This is a genomic window from Haloferula sp. BvORR071, assembly GCF_000739615.1.
Lineage (GTDB): Bacteria > Verrucomicrobiota > Verrucomicrobiia > Verrucomicrobiales > Akkermansiaceae > Haloferula.
In genome coordinates, this window is record NZ_BATP01000010.1 from 1 (window position 1) to 6,017 (window position 6,017).

Here is a 6,017-nt window from a genome sequence, read left to right on the forward strand (position 1 = left end):
CTTGGTGAACTCGAAATCCTTTTTGCCCGCCTCGCGGATCGGCATGGCCATGGACTCCGTGAGCAATATCCGCCGCGGGATCACCGGCAGCCAGCCCTCTTCGCCGTCACTCAAGCCACCGGTCGAAGCCGTCGCCTTGTAGCGCAGGAAGCCAGCACCATCGGGAATAGCAATCCGCCACTTCAGGGTGACGCTTTCCTTGGCCGCCACACTGAAGGGCTGCTCCGGAGCCGCAATCCCAAGCGCCGCGTTCTTGTCCGCTTCGGTAGCGGCATCGGTGAGATCGAGGCGAGCGGTGCCGGCCTGTGGCTTGTCGCCTTGGTTGCTGATCTTCACGGTGAACCACAGCTCGTCGCCCTCGCGCAAGAAGCGCGGCGGGTTCGGCTGCACCATCAGGTCCTTCGCGGTGACCGTCTCCCCTTCCAGGATTCCGGAGCGCATGCGCTTGTCGTGCGCCAGGCCGATGAAGCGCCACTTGGTCAGGGCCTCGGGCATGGTGAAGGTCATGCGCAGCTTGCCATCGCCGGCGCTGCTGAGGGTGGGCATGAAGAAGGCGGTCTCCTGAAGGTTAGCGCGGGCGGCCACTTGAGTGAGATCAGGCTGGTCCGGTGTCGCGCCACTGTCAAAGACCCCGGCAGTGCGATTCGGGTTGTTGAGCACCGCATCGATGTTGTTGCGATTGATCGCCCCGTCACCGGAGCGCAGCCCGCCGGTCACAATGTCGGTGACGTTTACGCCCCTGGAGGCCGGGACGCCCGGGATCGAAGCGCCGGTAACGCTGCCGATGAAATCGGCATTGGTGCGGTGTCTGCCAAAGGTGCCACCGCCGATGAAGGCGCTGCTCGCCATTGAATAGACTGGAGACGCGGAATAGCGGCCACCCTGGAAGATTTCCAATTCCTCGCGAAAGTTCCGGAAGGGCGGCCCCGGCTCTGCCAGATCCGACGGCTTGAAGGAAGAGCAACTGTTGAGCGACTCCCATCCGTTGCCGAAGCTCAGATAGGAATAGCCGTTTGATTCACTCCGAAGCAGATCCTCCAAGCTATCAAAGGAATGCTGCGTGAAGGCATCCAGCGAGGCATCGTAGAGTGTCGCCACCATCTCGGCAGTGGCCGCTTCGCCATCGGGAGTCTCGACGACTGCAGTCCATGTCTCCTGAGTGCCCGGCTGCAGCTTGGAGACGAGGTGTTCCCAACGCAGTTTGAGATGCTTGCTGGTCCATGGCACCTCGATTCGCTCTTGGGACTTCATCAAGCGGTTCAGCGCGACTTGCCACACGGTGACCGTGATGCCGCCGCGATAATCCTCCTTCACCGGCAAGCGGAATACCTGTTGGGTCCGGCCCTCCTCCGACCACTCGCGTTTGAGCAATTGTCCGTCGATGCGCCATTCGACGCAGGCGCGCGCCTGCGGATAGCCGCTACCCCAGAAGTACTCGGCATCCTGACCAGGCTCCACCTCCGCCTTCGGCGGCACCGTGTAAAAGGGCATCATGGTCGTGAAGTCTTTTGAATCCGGAGCCACTACCTGAATGCCGCGCATCGCGCGGACCTCGCGGCCATTGGCGTCCTTGGTCGTGAAGATCAAGCGATAGGCCCCTGCCTTGAGCGGGCGCGACAGGGTTGCCTTGCCCTCCTTGTTGGTCTCCACTGCCAGCTCATCGACCTCCTCGCCCAGCTTCCAGTCATCGGGGTCGGACGAAAGCGCGGCGGGATCTTTTTCATCGCCCCAATCTTGCCCCGACCAGCGCGGGCAGGTGGCGGGCTCCTTCAGGCGGTGGATCTTCAGCGAGCCCTTCGCCGGGCGACCCTCGCCATCCAGCGAGGTCGTGAGGACTTGGATCTCCAGCTTTTTGCCCGCCTCCAGCCACTCCTCCGTCGTGAGATCCGCGCGCAAGGAAGTGCGAGCCACCCGGACCAACTTGGTGCCGGTGCGAGTCTCACCACTGCGATCCGTCACGCTGGCCGTGACCGTGTAGACAAAAACCGGCTCCGCCTCCTCGCGGATCGCCGGATCAGGCTTGGCGATGAAGCTGATGTTCGCTGCGCCGCTTGCGTCTGTCAGAGCCTCGCCGTGGGAGATCTCTTCCTGGCCGAGACCACGGGGCGACGAGCCAGCCCAATTCCAACGCCACCAACCCGGGAACTCGCTGCCACGGCTCACGCGCCAGCTCACCTTCGCGCCATCCACAGCCGCGCCGGTGTATGACTCCGCGCGCACTTTCACCGTCACCTGCTTGCCTAGCACTGCGGCTTCTTGCGGTGGATCGAGTTCGGTGAAGAACTTCGGCCGCTTGTATTCCTCGACCCGGAAGCTGCCACCGCCCTCCTCGCCTTCCAGCTTGATCGTGCAAGCCCCATGCAGGCTGCCGCCCTCGGCAGCGGTGAAGGTCCCGGAGAAGGAGCCGAACTGATTGCTCTTCACCGTCAGCTTCGCGAGTTCCTTGTCGTTGTTGTCGCGCATCACCACTGTGCCTTTGCGATCCGCCAGCACCGAGTAGCGGCCGCGGGCGCGGTCGATCTCGCACCAGATGCCCTTGAAGTGCACGGTCTGGCCCGGGCGATAGATGGCGCGGTCGGTGAAGAACACCACCCCGCGCCGCTTCTTCATGGGATCTTCCTCGTCGTCGCCGTAGTAGTTGTTTCCATCCAGGACAGCGCGCTCATTGCCACGCTGGGCGACGGCAATGAAGGAATTCCCGGCATGAGCCGGAATGGCGAATCGACCATCGTCACCGGTCTTCCCGGCGACCTTGATCATCCCCTCGCCTTCCGGCTTTTCCTTCCAGACCGTAACGTCGACACCCGCGATGGGCAGGCCGCTCACGGCATCGACCACCGCGCCCTCAATGCTGCCATCCCGGGTGGCAGCTCCGACGATCGCGAGGCTGGTGACATGCACCGCGGAAATCGCGAGCTCATTGTCGTTCTCCGAGAAATCCTCGCGGGCGCTTGCGACGAGATAGTAGTATCCGGCCGGAAGGTCGGCGGGCGCGGGAATCTTCATCTCACACTGCTTGTAGTCACCCTCGTCACGCAGCGCCTGCTCCCACTGCCGATCTGGCCTCCGCTTCACCAGCGAACGCAGGCGATCCGCATCCGGCTCAGATTTCCCCGGTACATACTTGGCGGGATAGAGACGGAACCACAGTCGTTTGAGATTGCGATACTCGACTCGGATGCCATCCCCTGCGGGTGTCCAGTGGGTGTCTGCTTCGAGGTGAAGTTCGCTGCGTTCCAAGCTTGCGATCTCGAGTGCGCACAGCTTGCCGAAGGGATGTTCCGGAAATGCCGCGGCGCCTTCCCGCAAGATCAGGTGGGCTTCCTTGAAGGCATCCCGCCGTTTCAAAATATTCGCCAGTTGCACACGGGCCATCGCGCTCACCGCGCGGGCGGCGTTGGCTTCCGTGAAGCGGCGCAAGGCTTGCTCCAGGCGCTTCTCGCGGCCCTCTTCCCCGGCGGCTTGGCCAGCCCAGCAGAGGCGGTTCAGGTCGGCGGCAAGGAATGCCGACTTGTCGGCGTCGTTGCGATGAAAAGTCAGAAGGTCTTGGAGGAGCTTAAGGGCCCGGGACTTCGGCTCCGTGACATCGCCAAGCTCCGGCTGCCAGGCGAGGAACTCCTCCGCGGTGCCCAGCGCCGGAGAATCCGCGGTGAAGCTGAAGGCGCTCGCCGGGTGCGAGGCGGCCACTTCGTTCGAGGCGTAGAACTCCAGAGCACAATTCGCGGCGAAGTCATACAAGGTCGGCCGCACGGCATCGCCCAACTCGCCCTTGCTGAAGAGATCGGCGAAGTCCGCGACGGGTATCTTCTTCAGGGCCGCGGCATCGGCCAGATTGCTCTGCCAGCGTGCATCGATCTCACTGAGAATCCGGGCAAGGTCCCAGGTTTCGATGTCAAGGTTGGTCGGACCGCTGGTGATGCTGCGATCGACGAAGTCCGACTTGTGCTCGCGGTAGTAGCCGCTCAGCCAATAGGTCGCCAGCACACGGAGGACCGGGCGGGTTTTCTCCGGAGATGTCTCGATCGCTGCCTCCAGCTTTTTGATCGGGGCAGCTGTGTCTTCGTCTCCATCTTCGACCTTTGCTTCCAAAGCGATGCGGGTGGCGAGAGCACGGGCGCCCTCGGACCACGCGCCATCGGTAAAGGCAGCCTTCTCGATGGAACTGAGAAGACCGACGGCGGTCTGGGGCTGGTCTTGCTTGCGGGCTTCGTCTACCGTCTTCCAATCTTCGTCCCGCGGTGCGGCGTTGACAAAGCCGAAGGCCGCAAGTGCCAGGAAGATCGCTTGTGCGAGAAATCGAAATCGAAGCGGAGACGCTCTCATGAGGGCAAGGAGCCTCCCGGGCTCCGCCCATCATTCACACCGGGATTTCGAGGGGTGGCACGCGAAATCGCCGTTTGGAACAGGTTGAGAGCGTGAAGAATGCGTGAAGGGAGAGCCTCACCTTCACGCCCCTTCCCGCGAACCATCACTCCGCCATTATCTCCACGCTGCCGCTGTGGGCATTGAACTCCGGGGCATACATGCAGCGGATCTCGGCGATGCCGGTCTGATACTTGCCGGAGTGCTGGACGCGCACGCTGGTCTCAAAGACGTGCGTGCCCGGGGGTAGGCGGTCGATGAAGAAGTGGCTGGCGGTGTCGCGGGTCACCTCGTAGTAGCCGAAGCCATCCTGCCAGCGGTAGCCGCTCAGCACGTTCAGGGGCTCGGTGCCGCTGCCGCGCAGATCCTTGAGATGGACATACTCCATCGCGCGGTCGTTCTTGAGGATCACGCGGGTGACCAGCTCATCGCCGACCTTCACCGGCCCCTTGAGCGGCTCGATCACCGGGCCTTTGTCGGTATTCCGGCGGATGAAGAGGGCCTTCTCTAGGTGCAGGGGTGTGCCGTCGTGCGGTGTAACCTTGGCCATGTCTTCGAGGTACTGCCAATGCACGCTGGCCCAGGCGACGCCTTTGTCGGTCTTCTCCAGTTGGATCTTGCCGAGTTCCGGCTTCACCGCAGCCTCCACGAAGCGGCTTTCATACATGCCGGTGCCGGCTTCGACGTTCTCGGGCTTCACCTCCTGACCTCCGAGCGAGATCTTCAAGAGAGCATCCGAGCCGAGAAGGTTCTTGCCGCCACGCAGCAAGCCATAGACGGCATCTGCAGTCGCCTTGGTGGTCTTCCAATCCTGCACCTGCTTCTGTTTGATCATCCAGACCTGGCAGTCCTCGACCGCCTTGTCGTCATGGTCGATCTCGCGGAAGGCCTCGATCATCATCGCCTGGGTTTCGATCGGTGCGGCCCACCACCACCAGCCTTCGCCCTCGTTGTCCTTCCAATACATGCCCAGCTCCTCGCCATTCACGGCATGCTCCTTGAGCGAGCGGGTGATGAGTGCGGGAACCTCCTTGTCGCCGAGCCGTTGCAAGGCCAAGGCGGCATGAGCGCGCGACATGCGGCTGCCGAGGCTGGCCCAGTATTTGCGGGCCTGCCCGGCGAAGTAATCGAAGGCCACCTTGTCCTCCGCCTTCAGCGCCTTGTCCTTAAGGAAGAAGGTGCGGGTGTAGAGGTGCAACGCGATCATCGCATCGATATTGTCGCGATCCAACAGCTTCTCCTTGCGCAGATATTCGTAGCGCTCGGTGATGCTGGCATCCAGAGGGTCCAGAGCCCGCAGCGCAGGCGTGATATCGGTGGCCACGCCGAGTGCCCGCAGGCGGGCAAAGCCGGTTACGATGTAACGCGTGATATATTCGTCCCCGCGGCCACCCGGAAACCAAGGCCACAGGCCACTGCCGTGCTGCATGCCCCGCAGCTTGGCCATCGCTTTCTCCAGTTCGCGGTCCATGTGGTTGCCGTCGAAGAGCAGGCCGACGCGGCGACGCGCTTCGGACTCGCTATTGGCCTCGGCTAGCCACGGCGTCTCGTCCAATAGGATACCCTTGAGGTCCTGGTTCTTCGTCAGCGGACTGTCGAGGGCCTTGCCGTTGTTGGTGTTCTTCCACTGATCGAAGATCCGCCGCATCTTGGGA

Annotated in this window: 1 protein-coding gene and 1 pseudogene; both read right to left on the reverse strand. The window is 62.7% G+C overall.

Annotated features, from left to right (window positions below):
* Positions 1–4,323 (reverse strand): alpha-2-macroglobulin family protein (locus BV071_RS07025; protein WP_035604120.1); only part of this gene is annotated, 4,323 nt, incomplete at its 3' end.
* A gap of 145 nt (positions 4,324–4,468) precedes the next feature.
* Positions 4,469–6,017: pseudogene (locus BV071_RS07030) on the reverse strand (hypothetical protein); the annotation flags it as partial.